At 60.9% G+C, this 21,273-nt stretch carries 16 protein-coding genes and 1 pseudogene; 7 read left to right on the top strand and 10 right to left on the bottom strand.

Going from position 1 to position 21,273, the window contains the following annotated elements:
• Nucleotides 1–84: 84 nt before the first annotated feature.
• The 4 genes and pseudogenes from FY528_RS01640 (at nt 85) to FY528_RS01625 (ending at nt 4,135) form a co-directional block, all read left to right on the top strand.
• The gene (locus tag FY528_RS01640) at nt 85–1,131 is read left to right on the top strand and encodes a bile acid:sodium symporter family protein (RefSeq protein ID WP_149069239.1); all 1,047 of its coding nucleotides are present in this window, start codon (nt 85–87) and stop codon (nt 1,129–1,131) included.
• Between the two features lie 103 nt (nt 1,132–1,234).
• A complete protein-coding gene (locus FY528_RS01635) occupies nt 1,235–2,599 on the top strand; it encodes a T9SS type A sorting domain-containing protein (RefSeq protein WP_149069238.1) in 1,365 nt (454 codons plus the stop codon).
• 105 nt (nt 2,600–2,704) lie between these two features.
• Entirely contained in the window at nt 2,705–3,163 is a 459-nt protein-coding gene (locus tag FY528_RS01630; protein ID WP_149069237.1) for an ankyrin repeat domain-containing protein, read from the top strand.
• Nucleotides 3,164–3,351: 188 nt separating this feature from the next.
• Nucleotides 3,352–4,135, top strand: a pseudogene (locus FY528_RS01625) (pirin family protein).
• Nucleotides 4,136–4,186: 51 nt separating this feature from the next.
• Here FY528_RS01625 and FY528_RS01620 read toward each other — a convergent pair.
• Both FY528_RS01620 and FY528_RS01615 read right to left on the bottom strand, forming a co-directional pair.
• Entirely contained in the window at nt 4,187–5,758 is a 1,572-nt protein-coding gene (locus FY528_RS01620; RefSeq protein ID WP_149069236.1) for an ABC transporter permease/substrate-binding protein, read from the bottom strand.
• The gene (locus FY528_RS01615; RefSeq protein ID WP_149069235.1) at nt 5,755–6,708 is read right to left on the bottom strand and encodes an ABC transporter ATP-binding protein; all 954 of its coding nucleotides are present in this window, start codon (nt 6,706–6,708) and stop codon (nt 5,755–5,757) included. Before FY528_RS01615 ends, FY528_RS01620 begins: the two co-directional genes overlap by 4 nt.
• 104 nt (nt 6,709–6,812) lie before the next feature.
• Here FY528_RS01615 and FY528_RS01610 point away from each other — a divergent pair, with 104 nt between their 5' ends.
• Entirely contained in the window at nt 6,813–7,673 is an 861-nt protein-coding gene (locus FY528_RS01610) for a hypothetical protein (RefSeq protein WP_149069234.1), read from the top strand.
• Nucleotides 7,674–7,939: 266 nt separating this feature from the next.
• On the top strand, nt 7,940–8,179 hold the full coding sequence (locus FY528_RS01605) for a hypothetical protein (protein ID WP_149069233.1): 240 nt from the start codon (nt 7,940–7,942) through the stop codon (nt 8,177–8,179).
• Between the two features lie 128 nt (nt 8,180–8,307).
• On the opposite strand, the gene FY528_RS01600 is transcribed toward FY528_RS01605, so the two are convergent.
• The 3 genes from FY528_RS01600 to ygiD all read right to left on the bottom strand — a co-directional run bounded on the left by FY528_RS01600 (nt 8,308) and on the right by ygiD (nt 12,306).
• The gene (locus tag FY528_RS01600; RefSeq protein ID WP_149069232.1) at nt 8,308–10,956 is read right to left on the bottom strand and encodes an MGH1-like glycoside hydrolase domain-containing protein; all 2,649 of its coding nucleotides are present in this window, start codon (nt 10,954–10,956) and stop codon (nt 8,308–8,310) included.
• A gap of 285 nt (nt 10,957–11,241) precedes the next feature.
• The gene (locus FY528_RS01595; protein ID WP_222931773.1) at nt 11,242–11,427 is read right to left on the bottom strand and encodes a hypothetical protein; all 186 of its coding nucleotides are present in this window, start codon (nt 11,425–11,427) and stop codon (nt 11,242–11,244) included.
• 45 nt (nt 11,428–11,472) lie between these two features.
• Nucleotides 11,473–12,306 (bottom strand): 4,5-DOPA-extradiol-dioxygenase, encoded by an 834-nt coding sequence (gene ygiD / locus FY528_RS01590; protein WP_149069230.1) that lies wholly within the window; start codon nt 12,304–12,306, stop codon nt 11,473–11,475.
• 421 nt (nt 12,307–12,727) lie between these two features.
• Here ygiD and FY528_RS01585 point away from each other — a divergent pair, with 421 nt between their 5' ends.
• Nucleotides 12,728–13,627: an alpha/beta hydrolase family protein gene (locus FY528_RS01585; protein ID WP_149069229.1), complete on the top strand. Its 900-nt coding sequence runs from the start codon at nt 12,728–12,730 to the stop codon at nt 13,625–13,627.
• 136 nt (nt 13,628–13,763) lie between these two features.
• Here FY528_RS01585 and FY528_RS01580 read toward each other — a convergent pair whose 3' ends face one another.
• The 5 genes from FY528_RS01580 to FY528_RS01560 all read right to left on the bottom strand — a co-directional run bounded on the left by FY528_RS01580 (nt 13,764) and on the right by FY528_RS01560 (nt 21,266).
• The gene (locus FY528_RS01580; protein ID WP_149069228.1) at nt 13,764–15,998 is read right to left on the bottom strand and encodes a xanthine dehydrogenase family protein molybdopterin-binding subunit; all 2,235 of its coding nucleotides are present in this window, start codon (nt 15,996–15,998) and stop codon (nt 13,764–13,766) included.
• A complete protein-coding gene (locus FY528_RS01575; RefSeq protein WP_149069227.1) occupies nt 15,995–17,017 on the bottom strand; it encodes an FAD binding domain-containing protein in 1,023 nt (340 codons plus the stop codon). Before FY528_RS01575 ends, FY528_RS01580 begins: the two co-directional genes overlap by 4 nt.
• 73 nt (nt 17,018–17,090) lie before the next feature.
• Nucleotides 17,091–17,630: a (2Fe-2S)-binding protein gene (locus FY528_RS01570; protein ID WP_149069226.1), complete on the bottom strand. Its 540-nt coding sequence runs from the start codon at nt 17,628–17,630 to the stop codon at nt 17,091–17,093.
• A 287-nt stretch (nt 17,631–17,917) separates the two neighbouring features.
• Entirely contained in the window at nt 17,918–18,490 is a 573-nt protein-coding gene (locus FY528_RS01565) for a Crp/Fnr family transcriptional regulator (protein ID WP_149069225.1), read from the bottom strand.
• Between the two features lie 205 nt (nt 18,491–18,695).
• A complete protein-coding gene (locus FY528_RS01560; protein ID WP_149069224.1) occupies nt 18,696–21,266 on the bottom strand; it encodes a TonB-dependent receptor in 2,571 nt (856 codons plus the stop codon).
• Nucleotides 21,267–21,273: the final 7 nt, after the last annotated feature.

Raw genomic sequence — 21,273 nt, 5'->3', positions numbered from 1 at the left:
CGGCAGCAACCGCTACCCGGCCGCGCATCGTACTTTTGAAAGCGCCGGGCGGCCCTGCCCGGCGCTTTTCTGTTGCTTTCTGCCATGCCCGAACCCGCTGCTCCCATTGCCACCCCGCCCGCTTCCGCCGAAAACTACCTGGTGGCCCTTTTGCGCCGCGCTGGCCTGCTCGACTGGTTTCTGCTGGGGCTGCTGGGGGCCGTAGGGCTGGCCTATCTTCTTCCCGAAGCCGGCAGCAAAGCCAGCCCCATTCCCTGGTTTATCATCACCAAGGGCGGCGTGGCGTTGATCTTTTTTTTCTATGGCCTGCGGCTTAGCCTCGACAAGCTGAAAGCAGGCCTGCGCAACTGGCGGCTGCACGTGGTGGTGCAGGCCATTACCTTTCTGGTGTTTCCGCTGTTGGCGCTGGCCGTGCAGCCACTTTTCGGGGGAGAGAAAGGCGCACAGCTCTGGCAAAGCATCTTTTTCCTGTGTACCCTGCCCAGCACGGTTTCTACTTCGGTGGTGATGGTGAGCATAGCGCGGGGTAACCTGCCAGCCGCCATTTTCAACGCCAGCATCAGCAGCTTGCTGGGCATCGTACTCACCCCGCTTTGGACCAGCTTTGTTTTGCACACCTCCGCCGATGGCGGCCACCTCTGGGGCTTGGCGCTCAGCCTCACCTGGCAGGTAATCCTGCCGGTCGTAGCCGGGGTGCTGCTTAACCGCCGCTGGGGGGCTTTTGCCGAAAAGCACAAAGGCGCCCTGCGCCTCTCTGATCAGGTGGTGATTCTGCTCATCGTTTTCACGGCCTTTTGCGAGTCGTTTGCGGAAGGTATTTTCCGCAGCTATGCGGCCCGCGACATTGGGCTGCTCGGCTTGGGCATGGTGGCGCTGTACCTGCTCATTTTTGGGGCCGTGTGGGGCCTGAGCCAGCTGCTGGGCTTCTCGCGCGAAGACCGGATTACGGCCTTATTCTGCGGTTCCAAAAAGTCGTTGGTGCACGGCAGCGTCATGGCCAGCCTGCTGTTTCCAGCGGCGGCGGGCACGGGCCTGCTGCTGTTGCCCCTAATGCTCTACCACGCGCTGCAAATCATTCTGGCCAGCATGATGGCCCAGCGCATGGGCCGCCCGGAAGCCACCCCGAGTTAGGCGGGGGCCGGATGGTTGCACGGCGCGGGTTCACATGTACATGTGTTTTCTACTGATTAGCTGATGGCTAGGTTTGTGCTTCCTTCTGCATTCCTGCCTTGCTATGAACCCCCTTCTTGCCGCTTATCGATGCACGCTCGTGGTACTGGCACTGCTGCTTGGCGGCTCCGTCCAGGCTCAGCGCTTCTGGCTTACCACCCGCGACTTTCCCCTCGGCCCCAAAACGGGTTTAATAGCAACCAACGATTCCACCCTGTTCACAGCCGTTGCAGCAGGTGTATTGCGCACCACCAACCAGGGCCGCAGCTGGGCCCTGGCGCTGCGCACTGCCCGCCCCGTTTACTGCCTGCATACGACCCGCGCCGGAGTGGTACTGGCCGGCGGCCTGGGCAAAGTCTACCGTAGCTTCGATGCCGGCACTTCCTGGGATTCAGTAGCTCTGGCTACGCCTTACCCCATTAGCACCCTGCTAGAGCCGGCCCCGGGCGAGCTACTGGCGGGCACGGGCATGCTGGACTTTGACCAAGGCTACCTGGGTAGCGGAGTTTTTCACTCCACGAACAATGGGCAGACCTGGGAAGCGCGCAACGTGGGCCTGGGGACGGGCCGGTACGTGAACCGCCTAGCGGCCGATGGCGCGGACCGCTGGTACCTGAGCATTACGGACGAAACCTCTGCCCGGCAGCCGGGCTTGTACGTCTCCACCAGCCACGGCCAGCAGTGGCAGTTTGTGCCCTTGCGTGTCAAGGGCTTCGAGGGCACCCTGACCCCTTACCAGATTACCGCCCTGGCCGTGAGCCCCCAGGACTCATTGCTGGTGAGCTTTGAGGGCTCCGGCGGCAACTTTGCCGTTAGCCTCAACCTGAGCAAACGCCTGTCGGACCTAACGGATGCGACCGTGTCCTGGACGGTGCACCGGGCCATTGGTAGCTCCCACTGGTGGGAAAGCGCCTTGCTCACCAATATGCACTTTGCCCGCAACGGCGACTGGTACAGCTCCTGCAAAGGCAGCCTAAATACGGGTGCCACGTTGGTTTCCAAGGACCGGGGCCAGACCTGGACGAAGGTAGCGGCGGGCCTGGGCCTAACCCAATACAATTACCGACTGCCCCAGTCCTTCGTGGAGGCTTCCGATGGTAAAATTCTGATGGTGCAGGATATGGATGAGCGGGTGTACTGGACCGATGCGAGTGTAGTAACGGCTACGGCCCGACCTCAGCGCGGTCAGCTTTCGTTTTATCCCAATCCGGCCACCAGCGTTATTCGGCTGGATAACCGCACCGGACAATCGGTGCAGCAGGTGGTGCTCTTCGATACCCAGGGGCACCAGGCAAGAACCTACGGGGCCGCTGCCCTTCAAGCAGCGCAGGCGCTGAGTCTTGCCGGCTTGTCGCCGGGCCTGTATCTGGTTTCTGTTCTATTTTCCAATGGAAAGTCTTCCCAGCAGCGTATCCTGAAACAGTACTAAAACCCTGAGGCAGCAGGTCATATTTTTACAGCCTGGAATGCAGCCCAAAACAGGCTTCTGTGTATTTTTGAAGCTTGTTTCACTTCTATACTTCATTTTCCCGGCATGAGAAAAGTCTTTCTTCTTTTCGCCTTATTTTTTGGCTTTATCACCTTCGCGCAGGCTCAGTCGCACTCCAAGGAATTGTTCACGGCCGTTATTAAGAACAAGCCCGCCGACGCCGACGCCTTGCTGACCGCCGGGGCCGATGCCAATGCACCCGTGGAGATGATGCCCGGCTTCCCGACCACCTTCCTGATCATGGCGGCCGGCAGTGGCCATTTAGAAGTCGTAAAAGCCCTGGTAAAGCACAAAGCCCAGGTAGACAAGCCCGACTCCTTTCAGGCCACGGCTCTGATGGCCGCCGCAGCCAATGGCAGCTTAGAGGTCGTTGCCTTCCTATTGGCCAATGGTGCCAACCCCCGAGCCAAAGACAAAGACGGCAAAGATGTGCTGGCCAGTGCCAAAGAGGGCGGCAACGCCCAGGTAATTGCCTTAATCGAGCAAAAGTTGAAAGCCAGCTAGCTGTTTGCTGCTGCGTACGCCTACCACCGCCCGGGCCGGACTAGGTAGTCCGGCCCGGGCGTTTTTTTGGCGGGTGGCGCCTGCGTTTCTACGCGAAAAACCGTTATTTCAGCTTTGCTTGCGCCCTTGGCAAGGCAACTGGCGTAGCGACTAACGCCTGATTCTCCGTTTCCTTACGCCCATGTGTGATGCTGGACTTAGTGATTGATGCGCGCCCCGCGGCCCTCAGTGCCGGCTTTGAAGTTCGGCGCATCCTCCCCTACCGGCTGCGCCGGATGCTAGGCCCGTTCATTTTCATGGACCATGCCGGCCCGGTACACCTCGCGCCGGAGCAATTGCCCAACCTGGATGTGCTGCCCCACCCGCACATTGGCCTGAGCACCGTGAGCTACCTTTTCGGGGGGCAGGTAACGCACCGCGACAGTCTGGGCGTGGAGCAGGTCATCCGGCCGGGTGAGGTAAACTGGATGACGGCGGGCAGCGGCATTGCCCACTCCGAGCGGTTTGAAGACCCGGCGACCCTGGCCGGCGGCGCCCTCGAAATGATTCAGACCTGGGTAGCTTTGCCCGAGGCCGATGAGGAAAGTGCCCCGTCGTTTACCAACTACCAGCCCCAGGAGCTGCCCATCTTCACGGATAGCGGGGTTTGGATGCGGCTGATTGCCGGCGACGCCTTCGGTCTGCATAACCAAGTACGCACCCATTCTCCGCTGTTTTATCTGCACGTGGTGCTGCAGCCGGGTGCCCGGTTTGGCCTGCACGCTCATGCTGCTGGGTGGTGAGTCCCTGGGGGAACGGTTTATCTGGTGGAACTTCGTTTCTTCCCGGCGTGAGCGTATTGAGCAAGCCAAAGCCGACTGGCAAGCCGGCCGCATTGCCCTGCCGCCTAACGACAACGCCGCGTTTGTACCCTTGCCCCAGGACCGCACCCGACCGGCCGGCTCCACCCCACCCCCGCAGCCGCTTTCCTGACACCGCTGGCGGTAAGGAACCAGGAAGCAGACTGGCATAGCAGCGCCTCAATTAGTGACTCAGGTAGCTTCCTAAATCCGACAACGACTCAATTTCCAGCTCCTGCGCTTGGCGGCGGCGCATCAGCAAGGCGTAGGTATTGTTGAAACCCAGAGGCGGCAGCCACTCCAGCCCGTAGCGCCGCCGAAACTCCCGCTGCACGTAGGCAAATACTGCCGCGGGCTTGCCCCCCAGCGAGTCGATAGTTGCCGGGGCGGGTTGCAGCAGCACCTGCAGGCCCGTGCCGGTGTACTCGGGGTACATATCGATGGCGCCACTGCGTAGGGCTTCGAAACAGATGGTTGTACCGCCCAGGCCGGTCTTGGTTTCCACGGCTAGATTGGTGCCTCCCCGAATGAGAGCCGCGTACATTTCTACCAGAATATATTGCTCCGCAAAAATCTTAGAGCCCAGTCGCACCACGGCCGCGCCCGGTACGGCAGGCCTTGGGGCCCGCCAGAGGCCGCGCTGCCGCAGAAAGGCTTCGGCCACCGTGCGGGGTTCCTGATGGAGGTAGTCTACGCGGTAGTTGAGCTCCGTCATGGCCGAATCGGTGAGTTGTCCCGTAAGTCGGTCAAAAATGGCGCCCAGTTCCGGGTGGGCCCGCAGCAGGGCCGGGCGCACCACCGGAGCCGCGTAGTAAGGCGGGAACACGCGTTTGTTGTCGCGCAGCACCTGCAAGCCGTAGGCCCGGATGCGGCCATCGGTCGAGTAGCCATCAATCACGTCTACGTCGGCGTGGCGCGCGGCCTCGTAGACCAACGCCGGGGCCAGCACCACGCTCGCCAGGTGGCGCAGCCCGTAGGCGCGCTGCAGGCCCGGCAGGCCATCGGCCCGCCCCACAAACTCGGGGCTGAAGCCTGCCTGCAGCCGGCTTGTGGCCCGGGGCAGCAGGTAGAGGGCGCCCAGCAGCGGCAGCAATACCAGCAGCCCCGCGCCCACCTTCGCCAAACGCTGAGTGGTGAGTTTTTGCAGACTGGCCAGCGCGGCATCAAACGCCAACGCCAGCGCGGCCGCCGGCAAGGCGCCCGCCAAAATCATAACCGGGTTGTTCAGAGCAATGCCGCCGAAGATGAACTCACCCAGCCCACCGGCCGCTACGTAGGCCGCCAGCGTGGCCACCCCCACCCCAATCACTGTGGCCGTGCGGATGCCGGCAAACAGCACCGGCAAGGCCAGCGGCAGCTCTACCCGGCGCAGCACCTGCCAATCGGTAAAGCCTAGGCCCCGGGCCGCTTCAACCACGGCCGGGCTTACACCCTGAATGCCGGTCACCGTATTGCGAATGATGGGCAGCAGGGAATACAGCAGCAAGGCCAGAATAGCCGGCCGGGGCCCGATGCCGAGCAGCGGAATCAGGAAGCCGAGCAGGGCAATGCTGGGCACCGTTTGCAGGATACCGGCTAGCCCCAGCACCGCCGGGGCCCAGCGCGGCCGGCGCGTGAGGCCAATACCCACCGGCACGCCCACTAGCACTGCCAGCAGGAGCGCCGCCGCCGTGAGGCCAATGTGTTGCAGGGTTTGCTCGCCCAGCTTGCCTGCCTGCAATTGCCAGAAAGTCAGCAGCTCGGTTAGCGTTTTCATGCCTGCTGCGTTTGGATGGTTTGTTCGAAGGCCTGCATGAGGGCACCGATGCCGAGGCCGGCCTTGCTTGGCTGGTGATTGGCGTTTGCGGTCAGCTGCTCCAGGGCAGCCTGCAGCGTGGTGTGCGGGGGGAATGGGTTTGGTACCGAACTGGGCAGAAAAGGCTGCACATCGGCCAGTGTGAGGGTACGCAGCTGCAGCTGCAGCCGCTCGGCCGCAAAAAACCGGCGCACGAACTCATTCGCTGGTCGGAAAAGCAGTTCCCCGGGCGAACCCAGCTGCTGCACCCGCCCGGCATCGAGCAGCAGAATCCGGTCGGCCAGTTCGAAGGCTTCTACCACGTCGTGGGTCACCAGCACCACTGTGGTCCGGCGCAACTCCTCCAGCTCCCGGAAGTCGCGGCGGATCTGCACGCGGGTGACGGGGTCGAGGGCGCCGAAGGGTTCATCAAGCAGCACAATGGGCGGCTGGGCGGCCAAGGCCCGGGCCAAGCCCACCCGTTGCTGCTGCCCCCCCGACAGCTCGTGCGGCAGGCGGGCCGCAAATCGTTCGGGCGGTAAATGCAGGCGGTGGAGCAGTTCGTTGGTGCGCGCCGCTATGGCCGCCGGAGCGTGGCCGAGCAGGCGCGGCACTGTGGCTACGTTGTCGGCCACGGAGTAGTGCGGGAGCAAACCCACCTGCTGAATAACGTAGCCCATGCCACGGCGCAGCACTTCCGGTTGCTGCCCGCGCACTTCCTGCCCGTTTATTTCTACGGTGCCGGCATCGGGCTCCACCAGCCGGTTGAGCATTTTGAGCAGGGTGGTTTTGCCGCAGCCGCTTGGACCCAGCAGCACCAGCGTTTCGCCGGCAGATACAGCAAAGGAAACATCCTGGACTACGGTGTGGGAACCGTAGCGTTTGGTAAGGCCCGCCGCGCGGATAACGGGAGCAGCATCAGATTCAGCCATAGCAGGGCAGCAAGATACACCGGGGTGTCTGTTCACATCCTTATGTGATGGCAGGGCGAAGTGATTTTTCGCAACTTGCCGCTCTGTTCTTCTTCTACTTTGCTATGAAACAACCGGTTGTGCTGCTTTTAGCAGCCCTGTGGCCCGCTACGGCGGCGCTGGCCCAAATCACCACGCCGCAGCCCTGCGACCAGCAGCTGCGGAGCTACGCCACTCCCCTGCCGGCCAAACCCGCCTGGACGTACACGCGGGCTCTGCCAGCGGGCGGCAGCGTGTATTACTTCGGGGCGGAGCACTCCCAGGATGCCGCGCACGCCCAGTTTGCGCGCATTAAGGAAGCCTTTGCACAGGCCAAGCCCACCGTTGTGCTATTCGAAGGGCCCAACCGCGGGGCCGATTCTACCGAAACGGCTACCATTGCCCGGCTCGGGGAATCGGGGTACGTGCGCTTTCTGGCCAAGCAGCAAAACCTTCCGGTGGAGTCGCTCGAAAACCCCGTGGCTGAGTATCAGTACCTGAAAAGCAAGTTTGACTTGGAGCAGCTGAAGCTGTTCTACCTGTTGCGCGAAGCTCAGCGGCTGCGCACCCGCACCAAGGCCTCGCCCGAGCAAATTACCAAGGCCATGGAAACCCTGCTGGCCAAAAGTGCCCAGATGCTGCCCGGCTCCGACCAAGTAATCCGGACTGTACCGGAGCTGGCAGCGGCCTACCAGAAGTACTGGCCCGCTGGCGGCAACTGGTGGGAGGCCCCCGCGGCCTGGTTTGACCCCATGGCCTCATCGGCCAGCACCGGGGGCAAGTTCACCAACGACATCAACCGGGCCTCCAGCGAGTTTCGCAACCTGTACATGTACCGCCTTATTGCCGATAAGGCCCGGGCCGGGCAGCGGGTGTTTGCCGTGGTAGGCCGCAACCACGTGCCGGCTCAGGCCCCCGCCCTCGATTGCGCACTTTCCGTGAAATAAGGAATGGCCCCGCCGGCTTGGTGCTAGCGGAGCCAGGACGGGCGCAGGGAACAGAGGCCCCGGTTCACTAAAAGATGATTTCAAGCCATAGGAAAGACATTTTTTGGCCGACATCATGATTTTTTTATTGGCTTAGCAGCTAGGATTTTACCTTCCTAACTCCCGCCAACATCTAATTTCATCTATTCTTAACCCAAATAATACGCGTATCAGGAACTATCCACCTGACCTTTGGCTTTTGCAGCCAAACATTTACCCACCTCTATATGCTTGACATGCAGCTAGCTAATGCGGGATTTTACCGAATAGCCTGGCCTGAAACGAACGAAAAACCCGGTACTACCTACGTACGGACCGGTTCCCGCGAAGTGGTGCGGGTATTTGTAACCCAGTGTGCCTCGGAAGTGGAGGTATACGCCGGCGGCCTGCGAAACGGGCAACTGGTTTTTCGCGGCTCCCCGGAGTCGGCCGCAAGCCTGCGCTACTTGGTCCATCAGCAGAACTAACCTTCTTGTATGTAGCTACCCCTACTTTTCTGCCGGAGTCGCCGGTGTCACCCTATCACCCCCACCTACCTAAAACGCCCGACAGCCTGCGCTGCCGGGCGTTTTTGCGTTTTCGGCTACCACCACATCTATGAATAAGCCCGCTGCTGGAGCAGGCGCACAATCAGGCCGGTCCAGCCGGTTTGATGGTTGGCGCCCAGGCCGTGCCCGTCGTCGCCGTGGAAGTACTCGTGGAAGAGCAGGTAGTCCTTGAAATTGGGGTCGGTTTGCAGTAGCTCGTCTTGGCCGAAGGCGGGGCGGCGGCCTTTCTCGTCCTTGAGCAGAATTTTAGTTAGCCGACTGGCCAGCTCCATGGCTACTTCCTGGAGGTTCAGGTAGTTGCCCGAGCCCGTGGGGCACTCTACTTTGAACTTGTTGTCGTAGTAGAAGAAGTAGCGCTGCAACGACTCCACGATGAGGTAGTTGATAGGAAACCAGATAGGGCCACGCCAGTTGCTGTTGCCCCCAAACATGCTGCTTTCGGCCTCGCCGGGCACGTACTGCACGGTAAAGTCGGCCTCGGCGGTGCTGAAGATGTAGGGGTGCTCCTGGTGGTAGCGGGAAAGCGCCCGGATGCCATAATCGGCCAGAAACTCGGTTTCGTCGAGCATGCGGGCCAGTAGGCGCTTGAGACGGGAGCGGCGCAGCAGCCCCAGCAGGTGGCGGGCCCCCTTGCCGGGCTCCTGCCAGCGGCTGACCAGCTGCGCCAGATGGGGCCGGTTGTCGATCAGCCAGCGGGCCCGCTCCGTAAATTCGGGCATGGAATTCAGCAGCTCTTCGTCGATGACTTCCACCGCAAACAGCGGAATCAGCCCCACGATGGAGCGCACTTTCAGGCGGGTGCGGGCCCCGTCGGGGGTGTGCAGCACGTCGTAGTAGAAGCCATCTTCCTCGTCCCAGAGGTTGAAGCGCCCGTCGCCGCCGCGCGTCATGGCATCGGCGATGTAGAGGAAGTGCTCGAAAAACTTGCCGGCCATTTCCTGATACACCGGGTTGGTTTTGGCTAGCTCCAGGGCCATGCGCATCATGTTCAGGGCAAACATGGCCATCCAGCTAGTACCGTCGCTCTGCTCAATCTTGCCGCCGGTGGGCAGCGGGGCCGAGCGGTCGAACACGCCAATGTTGTCGAGCCCCAGAAAGCCGCCCTCGAAGATGTTGCGCTCGTCGCGGTCTTTGCGGTTTACCCACCACGTGAAGTTGAGGGCCAGCTTATGGAAGACCGATTCCAGAAAGGCCCGGTCGCCGCGGCCGTCGTTGAGCTTGGCGTCCATCTTGTATACCCGCCACGTAGCCCAGGCATGCACGGGGGGGTTCACGTCGTTCAGGTTCCACTCATACGCCGGAAGCTGCCCACTGGGGTGCATGTAGCGGTCCTGGACCAGCAGGCGTAGCTGGTTTTTCGCAAACTCGGCGTCCACCATGGCCAGCGGCACGCAGTGGAAAGCCAGGTCCCAGGCCGCGTACCAGGGGTACTCCCACTTGTCGGGCATGGAGATAATGTCGGCATTGTAGAGGTGGCGCCAGTTGCTGTTGCGCCCCCGCCGCCGGTAGTCCCCCGACACATTCTCCCCGGCCTGGTCGCCATCGAGCCACTTGCTCACGTCGTAGTAGTAGTACTGCTTGCTCCAGAGCATGCCCGCAAAAGCCTGCCGCTGCACGTTGCGGGCATCGGCCCCGGCCTCGGCGGGGAGACTTTCCTGCAGGCAGTCGTAGAATTCGTTGGCTTCCTGCTGGCGCGTCCAGAACAGGTGGTCGAAGTCGGCAAAGGGTGCGTCCTGCCAGGGCTGGCTGAGGCGCAAGCGCACGGTGCGGGCCTCGCCGGCGCCCACGCTCAGCACGTATTGAGCCGCGGCTTTGGTACCGGTTTGCTCAGGGTTGATGGCTTCCTCGTCGCCCTCCACCACAAAGTCATTGATGCCGTCCTTGAAGTAGTGGCCCTCGGCCTCAGCGGGCTGCCCATACAGGCGGGCTCCGTTGGTGTCGTTGTCGCAGAAGAGTAGCCGGGGCGCGTCGTCGCAATAGAGGTGGTAGTGGCCCAGCAAGGGATGCTCGGCGTGCACGGCCCCGGGCTGCGACTGGTGCATGTGGGGGCGCTTGGCGCCATATTCCCAGCTCCAGGTGTTGCGGAACCAGAGCTGGGGCAACACCTGCACGGTGGCGCGCTTGGGCCCGCGGTTGTGCACCGTCACCTTTATCAGGATGTCCTCAGGCCCGGCTTTGGCATACTCCACAAACACGTCGAAGTAGCGGCTCTTGTCGAACACGCCGGTGTCGAGCAGCTCAAACTCCGGCTCCTGGCGGCTGCGGCGGGCATTGGCTTCTATCAGTTTCCGGTACGGAAATTTCCGCTGCGGATACTTGTAGAGCATTTTCATGTAGGAGTGCGTGGGCGTGCTGTCGAGGTAGTAGTACAGCTCTTTCACGTCTTCGCCGTGGTTGCCCTGGCCGTTGGTGAGGCCAAACAGGCGCTCCTTCAGCTGCTTATCCACCCCATTCCAGAGGGCTACCGAGAAACACAGCAGCTGCTGGTCGTCGCTGATACCCCCGAGGCCTTCTTCGCCCCAGCGGTAGGCCTTGCTGCGGGCCATATCGTGGGATACGTAGTCCCAGGCGTTGCCATCGGGGCTGTAGTCTTCACGCACGGTGCCCCACTGCCGCTCGGTCAGGTAGGGTCCGAATTTCTTCCAAGGAATAAGGTGTGTAGTGGTGTCTTGTAGGCGTTGTTGTTCCTGCGTCATAAGCGTAGCACTGGCTCCAAGCGCCAAGATACGCGGGATGCGCTCAGGGGTTGAAGTGGTGCCGTATTGACATATTATATTTTGCTATTATTTACTAGTCTTTAGACTAGAATCTATTCGACAGCAAACTGGCAAGTAAGCTAATCCGAGTAGATATAGCTTTCATTTTCCACATCTGGTGCGTGCATGGCTCACGCACGAGCTTTACATAAATATGCTAACACAGCATCAATAACACTTTGTTTGAAACCGGTTTTATTCTCTCAATCCCAGTCCCGTAAAAAGTCAGAGCGTAGGGTTTCGTGCCTTAGCCAGCTGCTCCATTCTCTCCTCTAACAGTCCTAGCATCCGGTCATCTTCCAGATAAAAGAGCTTTGGGTTGTGCTCACCAGTCATGGCTACCACCATGAGAAGTTGCCCCAGCCGAAAATCAGGATGGTCTAGCCAGAGCTGCTCCAGCTTCTCGATCATAGGCTTTATTCTCGCTTTATCTCTCATATCAGTCAGCGCTCATCTTTATCCTACCACAAAGGTGCGCATGCTCATACCGCCGTAGCTTACTTCCTCGTAGGCGTGGCGGATGTCGTCGTCGGGCTCGGCCAGGGCCAGACTGTAGAGCATGGGAATGTAGTGGTCGGGGGTGGGTACGGCGAGGGGGCCGCTGGCGCCGGCCTGCTGGTAGTGAGCCAGGGCCAGCAGGTCGCGCTGGTCGATGCGGGCTTTGGCCCACTCGTCGAACTCTTGTGCCCAAGCGTAGGGCGTGGCATCGTCCTGCATGAACTTGGGCATGCTCTGTCGCAGGTTGTGCACGATGTTGCCACTGCCCAGAATGAGCACCCCGCGCTGCCGCAGAAACTGCATCTGCCGGGCCAGCTCGGCGTGGTAGGTAATGGGCTTGTAGTAGTCGATGCTGAGCTGGAACACCGGAATATCCGCTTCCGGGAAAAGGTGGTGCAGCACCGTCCAGGAGCCGTGGTCGAGGCCCCACTCGTCGGTAGGATGTGCATCGGGCAGGGCCTGGAGCACTTCCTGTGCTACGTCTGGGGCGCCGGGCGCGGGGTACTGCATGTTGAAGAGCTCCTGCGGAAAGCCCCCGAAGTCGTGGATGGTTTCGGGCCGCTCGTTCACGGCCACGAAGGTGCCCCGCGTAAGCCAGTGCGCCGACACCACCAGGATGGCCCGGGGCGGCTGGCGGTTGCGGATATCGAGGCCCAGCTGGCGCAGAGTTTGGGTGAACGGGTTATCGGCCAGGGCATTCATAGGCGAGCCGTGCCCCACGAACAGTACGGGCATCTTGGCGGTTTTCTGGAAGCTGCTGGCGGTAGTATGGAGGTCTTGCAGTGAGTTCATGGCACAAACAACGGGCAGCAAACCAAGAAGTTGAAGAGCCTGGCGGCGCTGCATGAGGTTATCGGTTTCAAAGAACCCAAAAGTACCCAGCGTCGTGCGGTGTCGCCTTGATATAGGATAAGAAATGATGCATTACCTTGACCCTAGCCATCTACAGTGTGCAACTCACCGGCTGGCTGGCTCCGCGCTTACCGCCTCAACTGCTGCGGCCGCTGGCCATTGGCCCGGCGCTGTAGGCGATGTGGCAAGGGCAGCGGGTAGCAATACAGATTAAACCCAGGGTATATTGCTGACGGGTAAGCCTATAGCTACAGCTAGCCTGTAAGCTAGGTAAATGAAACTAGTCGACAGTTACGGCTATAGGAATACTGAAATCAAAGCTGAACGAGGGCGTTCGAAACACTTTTAAAGCAATTCAAAAATGAAAGGAAAATATCTCCAGAAGTCATTCATTTGGCTATTATTAATAAGCTTGCCATTTACGGTATTTTCTCAGTCAGCAGAGTTTACAATTCAAGATATAAAATTTAAAAGCCAAGGCATTACGCTTGCTGGATCAATTCTAAAACCTAAGAATCCGTTTGCAGCAGTTGTAATTGTTCACGGGTCTGACCCTGTGAAGAGAGAAATGGATTTCGCAAAGCGTATTGCTAGAGAAGGCATTGCCGTACTAACATACGATAAGCGTGGAGTAGGAGAATCTGGGGGAGTGTACGTAGGTCCGTTTGTTGGCACGAACAATATTGACACCACCAATCTTAACCTATTGTCCCGCGATGCAAATGAGGCCGCAATAACACTTCAAAAGTATTTAAAAGACAAAAAAACACCAATTGGATTAGTCGGGTTTAGTCAAGCAGGATGGATCATCCCAATTTCTGCTAGCAGAAACAAACAGATACAATTTATGATTTTATTTAGTGGTCCTACGATTACAACTTTAGAACAGCTGCGATTCCAGTTTTACACAAATGGCAATAATAATTTCTGGGAAAATCACACAGAAGCAGATGCTCAGGAACACACTAAGAATGACCCGGACAAGTATCAATTTATTGCCACTGATCCAAAAGTCAATCTGGATATCCTTCCGATTCCCGGACTTTGGATTTTTGGAGAACAAGACATACAAATCCCTGTGAAGTTGTGCATAGATCAATTAAATACCTTTAAAGCAAAAGGAAAAGCCTACGAATACGTCCTATTCCCCGCATTGGGTCATAATACCGCATTCGACAGCAACACAACGCCTTTCGATATTTCAATCCAGTGGGTAAAGCAGAAATTTTTGAATATCAATAAGTTTAAAGAACCAAAATAAAATAGGCCTACTGATGTTTACAATAAAATACGCTCGTTCCCAATACCAAAGCGTTAATCCGGCCCTTTTCTACATACAAAACCGCCCCGCAACCTCACGGTTACGGGGCGGTTTGCGTTACGGCAAGCGGCGGCGGTTACAACAGCTTGTCAATCATCACGGGTAAGTCGCGGACGCGCTTGCCGGTGGCGTGGAACACGGCGTTGGTAATGGCGGCAGCCACGCCCAGCATGCCCACCTCGCCGATGCCTTTCACGCCCAGCGGGTTCACGATGTCGTCTTCCTCCTCCACAAACAGCACGTCGATGTCGTGGATATCGGCGTTGACGGGCACGTGGTACTCGGCGTAGTTGTGGTTCATATAGCGGCCGAACTTGTGGTCCATCACCGTTTCCTCCATCAGCGCCATGCTGATGCCCCACACCACCGAGCCTAATACCTGAGAGCGGGCTGTTTTGAGGTTGAGGATGCGGCCGGCAGCCACGGCATTCACCACGCGCGTTACGTGCACGGTGCCCAGTTCCTCGTCCACCTTCACCTCCGCAAACACAATGTTGTGGGAGTGCAGGGAGTACTGCTGCTGCTTGAGCATGTTGGGCATAGCCGAGCTGTCGGCTTCCACCTTGGTTTCGCCGCTGGCCTGTAGCACGTCGCGCAGCACCACGGCCTGCGTATCATCGGAGCGCAGCCGGATCTGGCCGTTCACGAACTCCACGTCTTCCAGCTTGGCACCTTTCAGGGGGGAGCCTTCCATCTTCTGGGCTAGCTTGAGCAGCTTTTCGCCCAGGGCCTCGCAGGTGTTCTTCACGGCCGTGCCTACCGAAGCAGCCGTCCAGGAGCCGCCCTGCAGCGGGGCCTCGGGCAGGTCGGTGTCGCCGAGCTTAAAGGTGACAGCCTCGATGGGCAGGCCCAGCGTTTCGGCCGCAATCTGCGTCATGATGGTGTAGGTGCCCGTGCCATTTTCGCCGGCCGCGCTGGATACCGTCAGGTGCCCATCGGCGGTGATGCTGGCCTTGGCAGCCGATTTCTGCTGCGTAGCATCCCACACGCCGCCGCCAATGCCCCAGCCGATGAGCTTGCCGTCTTTGTCGCGCATGGAGCCCGGGGCCTGGGTGCGCTTCTCCCAGCCGAATTTGGCCGCGCCCTGGTGGTAGCATTCGCGCAGCTTTTTGCTGCTAAAGGGCTTGTCCTGGTTCTGGTCCCGCTCGGCGTAGTTGCGCAGGCGGAACTCCAGCGGGTCGAGGCCGGCCTCGTAGGCCATTTCGTCCATGGCAATTTCCAGCCCAATGGAGCCGGTAGCCGCCCCGGGGGCGCGCATGTCGAGGGGGGTGTACACGTCGAGCTTGGCCAGCTGGTAGCCCAGCTTCACGTTGTCACACTGGTAGAGCATGCCGCTCCAGTTCACCACGTTCTCGGTGTAGTCCTCAAACCGGGAGGTTTCATGCAGGGCGTGGTGCTGCAGGGCAGCCAGGGTACCATCGGCGTTGGTGGCCAGCTTGAGGTACTGCAGCGTGTGCGGCCGATGCCCGAAGGAGAACATCTGCTGGCGCGTGAGCGTGAGGCGCACCGAGCGTTTCAGCTCCAGCGCCGCCATAACGGCCAGAAACACCGAGTACTGGGGCCGCAGCCCCGAGCCAAAGCCCCCACCCATGTACTCATTCACCACCCGGCAGTCGTCCTTCTTCAGCCCGAAGATTTTGGTGAGGTACTGCTGCACGTTGTACACGCCCTGGGTTTTGTCATAAGCCGTGATTTTGCCCTCGCCGCGCCACTCGGCGGTGGTGGCAAACAGCTCCATGGGGTTGTGGTGCTGGGCTCCGTGCACGTACTCAGCCTCCATGCGGTGCGGGGCTTCCTCCCAGGCCTTGTCGGGGTTGCCACGAGGCGGGGGCGGCGGCATATAGCCGGTTTTGCCCCGGCCCGGCTCGAAGCCGTCTTCGCGCTTGGTTTCGAGGCTGGTTTCGTGCTTCTCCTGCTCGTATTCGATGCGCAGCAAGGAAGCCGCATACCGAGCCAGTTCAAAATTCTCGGCCACCACCAGGGCCACGGGCTGCTGGCTGAACTTGATTTCGTTGTCGTGCAGGGGCCGGAAGGGCGAGCCGCCGGGAGCCACCTGGTCCTTATAGCTCCTATCAAACCAGGCCAGCGACGGTACGTTCTCGTGCGAGAATACCTGGAGCACACCCGGCAGGGCCAGCACCTCATCGGCGTGGATCTTCGTGATTTTGCCCTTGGCAATGGGGCTGCTGATTACCCAGCCGTAGGCCAGATCGGGTACGGCGTACTCGGCCGCGTACCGGGCCGTGCCGGTTACTTTTGCCGGACCATCAACGCGACTGGTGGGCTTGCCTATGTGGTTGGTCGTGCTCATGGATTCGAGTTTACAAAGACGTCGGATGCGGTTTGCGAGCCTTCGGCGGCCTGCTTGAGGGCCCGCACAATGGCGCGCTTGGCCAGCTCAATCTTGAAGTCGTTGGAGCCGTAGCCCTGGGCGTTTGCCACCACTTTGGCGGCGGCTAGGGCAAAGGTTTCCACGGTAGCGGGCTGGCCCTTGAGCAGGTTCTCGGCCTCCTGGTCGCGCCAGGGCTTGTGGGCCACGCCGCCCAGCGCCAAACGAGCATCCCGGATGGTGTTGCCGTCCAGCTCCAGCGCCGCCGCCACCGATACCAGGGCAAAGGCGTAGCTGCTCCGGTCGCGCAGCTTCAGGTAGCTGAAGTTCTTGTTGAAACCTTCTGTGGGCAGGTCGATGCTCATAATCAGCTCGCCGGGTTCCAGGGTGTTGTCCTTTTCGGGCTGGTTACCGGGCAGGCGGTGGAAGTCGTCGAAGGCAATGCTCCGCTCCCCGTTGGGGCCGCTCACGCGCACCGTGGGAGCCAGCGCCGCCAGGGCCACGCACATGTCCGAAGGGTGGGTAGCAATGCACGACTCGCTGGTGCCCAGGATGCCGCACACCCGGTTGTAGCCCCCGATGGCCGAGCAGCCCGAACCCGGCTCCCGCTTGTTGCAAGGCGTGGCCAGGTCGTAGAAGTAGTAGCAGCGGGTACGCTGCATGAGGTTGCCGCCGTTGGTGGCCATGTTGCGCAACTGGGGCGAAGCTCCGGCCAGAATGGCCTGGTTCAGCAGTGGGTAGCGGCTTTTCACCTCCTCGTGCCAGGCGGTGTCGGCATTAGTCGCCGTGGCGCCCAGGCGCAGCCCGCCGTCGGGCAGGTTTTCGATATCGGACAGGGGCAGCTTGCCCACGCTCACGAGATGGGTAGGGCGCGCCACATTTTCCTTCATCAAATCGATGAGGTTGGTGCCGCCCCCTATATAGGCCGCGTCGGGTCGCCCCGACTGCTCGCGCACGGCATCGGCAACAGCCGTAGCGCGTTGGTAAGTAAATGAGTTCATTTTGAAGAGCTTAGATGGAAGAACTTAGAGCTTAGAATAGGCAGGGCATACCGGAAACAGAACTAGCTAAGCTCTAACTTCTATGCTCTGAGCTCTTCCTGTCCACCACTTCCTTCACGGCGTTGAGGATGCCCACGTAGGCGCCGCAGCGGCACACGTTGCCGCTCATGTGCTCCCGAATTTCGGCCTCGGTGTGGGCACGGCCTTCGTTGAGGAGGCCCTGGGCCGAGCAGATCTGGCCGGGCGTGCAGTAGCCGCACTGAAAGGCGTCGTGGTCGACAAAGGCCTGCTGCAGGGGGTGCAGGGTTTCGGGCGTGCCGAGGCCTTCAATGGTGGTGATGTCCTTGTCCTCGTGCATCACGGCCAGGGTGAGGCAGCTGTTGATGCGCTTGCCATCTACCAGCACGGTGCAGGCCCCGCACTGGCCATGGTCGCAGCCCTTCTTGGTGCCGGTGAGGTGCAGGTACTCGCGCAGGGCATCGAGCAGCGTGGTCCAGGGGGCAAGCTGGAGGGTATGCTGCTGGCCGTTGATGGTGAGGCGAACCGGGCCGGTAGGCGGCGGTGCGGCCACCCCGCCGGCACGGGCCGCGGAGTTGGTCGGTTGCTGGGTCATAGAAAGAAGTTGAGGTGATGGAGTGGATAGGCGGAGACCAGCAAGGGCTAAGCTCGCCAGTAGCTTATCGGCTTACGAGGCCAAGCGCTTGGGCGTTATGCTTTGCGGCGTATTTCACCTGTACAAAATCCTATCCTTGCTTTTCTTCCTCACCGGCTGCCTATTGATCAGCCCATTAGCTGTTTATCCGGATTCTGTCTAAACAGCTCAACTATTTGAAATTCAATTGCTCCTTGCCTATTCCCTCTATCGTTATATTATTCCCAATATAGCGAAAATCCCGCCCGCTACCCCCGCCCGGCCCGCAGCCGGCTCAACGACTCCGGCGTGATACCCAGGTAGGCGGCAATGTGGCGCTGGGGCAGCCGCCGGGCCAGCGTGGGGTACAGCTGTTGAAACTCCTGGTACCGCGCCTCGGCCGGGGCGCTCAGCACCCCAATCAGCCGGCGCTGCATGGCTACCAGGCTGTTCTGCAGCAGCTCGTAGAAAAATGCCTGAAACCCGGGCCCCAACGCCAACAGCTGCCCGTACAGTCCCGCCCCAAACAGCAGCACCTCCGAGTCTTCCAGCGCCTCAATGGTGAACAACGCCGGCGCGTGGTGGCGCAGGCTGTGCTGGTCGGCAATCCACCAGTTTTCGGGCGCAAACTGCAGGATGTGCTCTTTCTGCCGGGCATCCGTCACGTAGCTGCGCAGGCACCCCCGCACCACAAACGCCCCGAACCGCGCCGGCTCGCCCTGCCGCCCCAGCACCTCCCCCTTCGCCAGCTGCCGCGGCGTGAGCAGGCCAGCCAGGGTAGCAAACTGGGTTTCGGTCAGCGGAAGCTTGTGGTGGAAGTAAGCACGGAGGGCGTCGAGCATGGCGTGAGAATGGGAATTGTCATCCTGAGCATGTCGCGCATCAAGCGAGGAAGAAGGACCTTGTCACGAATGCACGGTTGCTTCTTTGGTTTTTTTAGCCCGCAGAGGGCGCAGAGGTTTCCGCAGAGGACGCAGAGTAGTTCTGTAGTAATAAGGTCCTTCTTCCTGGCTTGATGCGCGACATGCTCAGGATGACAGCGGTAAGTTACAACCCATACGTAACCTGCAGGTAGTAGAGCCCGCCCACACTGGGGCCGCCGAGGTAGCTGGCGTAGTAGTGGTTGAGCACGTTACTGGCTCCTAACTTGAAGCGCAGGTTGGGCTCGGGCAGACGGTAGCTGAGTTGGGCGTCGAGGGTGCCGTAGGCGGGCACGTAGCCGGTTACCAGGAAGGTTTGGGAGTAGTAGCGTTGCTGCCAGTGGTAGTTGAGGCCGAAACCGAAGTTTTTCACCACGTTTTCGTTGCCCAGACTCGCGTTGGCGGCCCAGCGCGGGGTGTTGAAGCCATCTTCCAGCCCGTCGCCCGACTCGGTGCGGCGCAGGCGGGCGTAGGTGGTGCTGGCCCCGGCCAGGTAGCCGCCGGCCACTTCGTAGCGCAAACCCAGGGAGCCGCCGTAGTTGTACACCCGGCTGCGGGAGTTGGTCCAGAGGCGGTAGCGGGCCTGGCCGGCGCGGGCGCTCAGGGCGGTGGCTACGGCGTTCTGGTCGGAGCCGGGGGGCAGGGGCTGGCCGGTGGCATCCAGGGGCACGTAGGCTTCTACCTGGGCAATAAAGTCGCGGTAGGTGTTAGAGTAAAAATCCACGTCGGCCAGTAGGCGGCCGCCGGGCAGCAGGGCCGCCTTGTAGCCCAGCTCAATGGAGTTGATGTGCTCGGGCCGCAGGTAGGTGTAGGGGTTTTTCTGCAGCAGGCCCTGGTTCTGGCTGATGGCCTGGCTGCGCGAGAGGCCGCCGGTGTTCACGCCCCGCGTTACGGCCGCGTTGAAGGCATCAATGGAGCTGCGCAGGTAGCTGTTCTCAAACACCCCGTCCGACATCACCCGGAGCCCCCCTATGCGCTTCACCTGCCCGCTGTTCACGTTGGAAAACCCCTCGAACAAGCTCGGAAACCGGTAGCCGCTCTGGTAGCTCACCCGGAAGTTGTGGCGCTGGGTAGGCGAGTACACGGCCGTGAGGCGGGGGTTGAAGCGGGCACTGAAATAGTCGTTCCTGTCGGCCCGCAGCGTGGCTGTCAGGCGTACTTTCACCTGCCACAACCGCGCCCCGGCCTGCACGAAGCCGCCGGTTTTGCCGTAGGTGAGCGTGCTGTACGGGTCCTCCCCCGCTTCGGGGTTGATGAAGTAGTTACCGTCAGGTTGGATGAAATAGGTGCGGTGGTCGAGGCCCAGCAGCACGTCTGCCCAGGCGGGCAGGGCTTTGCCGCCGCCCCGGCGCAGGGCTTCGCCCAGGTTCAGCTGGCCTTCCAGGTGCAGCAAATCGGCCTGGACGCGCAGGGCCGCGCCCTGGTCCCAGTTGTTGATGTCGGCCAGTTCGCGCAGGCGCTGTTGGAACTCCGGCGTGCCGGGCTGCAAGCGGCCGGCATCGGCGGCGGCGCGGGCCGTGGCGTGCGCCTGGGCCACCGACTGGCCGGCCTGTGCGGCGGCGTTCCAGGCCGCGGTGTAGTCCTGGTTCCAGCGGGCATCGGGCTTGAAGCTGCGGTCCAGGTTTTCGGCCATACTGCGCAGGTTGTAGCTGCGGCCGGTGTTTTCCTGGGTGAAGTAGGCCCGGGCCTGCACCACGGGGCCGGTGAGCTGCAGAGCGTGCTGCTGCAGGTGGTAGTTGTCGAGCCGGAACCGGTTGCTGCGCTGGTACACGTTGTCGAAGTTGGCCCCGCGGTAGGTGTAGGCCAGCTCCGTTTTGTCGGTGAGCTTGTAGTGCAGGGCCGCGTCGTACTTCAGGGTTTGCAGCTGGTAGTCGGTCACGTCCTGCTCCCGGTAGCCGGTGCGGGCCACCTGGTAGCTTTTGCCCCCCAGCGTCAGCGTCGAGCGGTTCGACGATTCGTTGCCGTAGCTGCTCACCGGGTCGCGGGCCGGGTTATCGGCCCCCAGCAGGCCGGTGGTGGCGTTGCCGTTGGGGTTGATGTCGGTTGGGTCGCGGGCAATCCAGTCGTAGCCGCGCAGGTAGGTGCCGTTCACTTTCACCGCCCACTTCGGGCCCAGCACCCGGGCGTAGCGCACACTGGTTTCGGAAAAGGCATGCGCGCCGGTGGCCGGGTCGTTGAGGTGGTTGATGCCCGTTTTCTGCTGCACGCTCAGGCCGGGGCTGCGAAACGGGTTGCGGGTGCTGAAGTTGGCCAGCCCGTTGATGGCGTTGAGCCCGTACAGCGCCGCGGCCGTACCCGGCACCAGCTCTACGGCCTGAATATCCAGGTCGCTCGGCCCCAGTACGTTCCCGATGGGCCCGCCAATGTGCGGGGCCTGGTTGTCGATGCCGTCCACGAGTTGGGCGAAGCGCACGTTAGTGGTGTTGCTGAAGCCCCGGGCGTTCAGCACCCGAAACCCCAGGCTGGGCGTTAGCATCTGCACGCCCTTCAGGTGCTCAATGGCATCGAAAAACGAGGCCGCGGGCGTGAGCCGCAGTTGGCGGGCGTTGAGCTTCTCCACCGTTACGGGCGACTGTAGAATACTTTCCTCCACCTTCGAGGCCGTCACCACCACCTCACCCAGCCGCGTGGTATCGGCGGGGGCCTGGGCGTGGGCCAGTATCGGAAGCAGCAACAGAGCAGGCGTAACGTGTTTCATGCGTTAT

The organism is Hymenobacter lutimineralis (assembly GCF_008271285.1).
In the GTDB taxonomy this organism is placed as follows: domain Bacteria; phylum Bacteroidota; class Bacteroidia; order Cytophagales; family Hymenobacteraceae; genus Hymenobacter; species Hymenobacter lutimineralis.
Note: the sequence above shows the minus strand (reverse complement) of the source record. Positions and strands in the feature narration are given on the sequence as shown.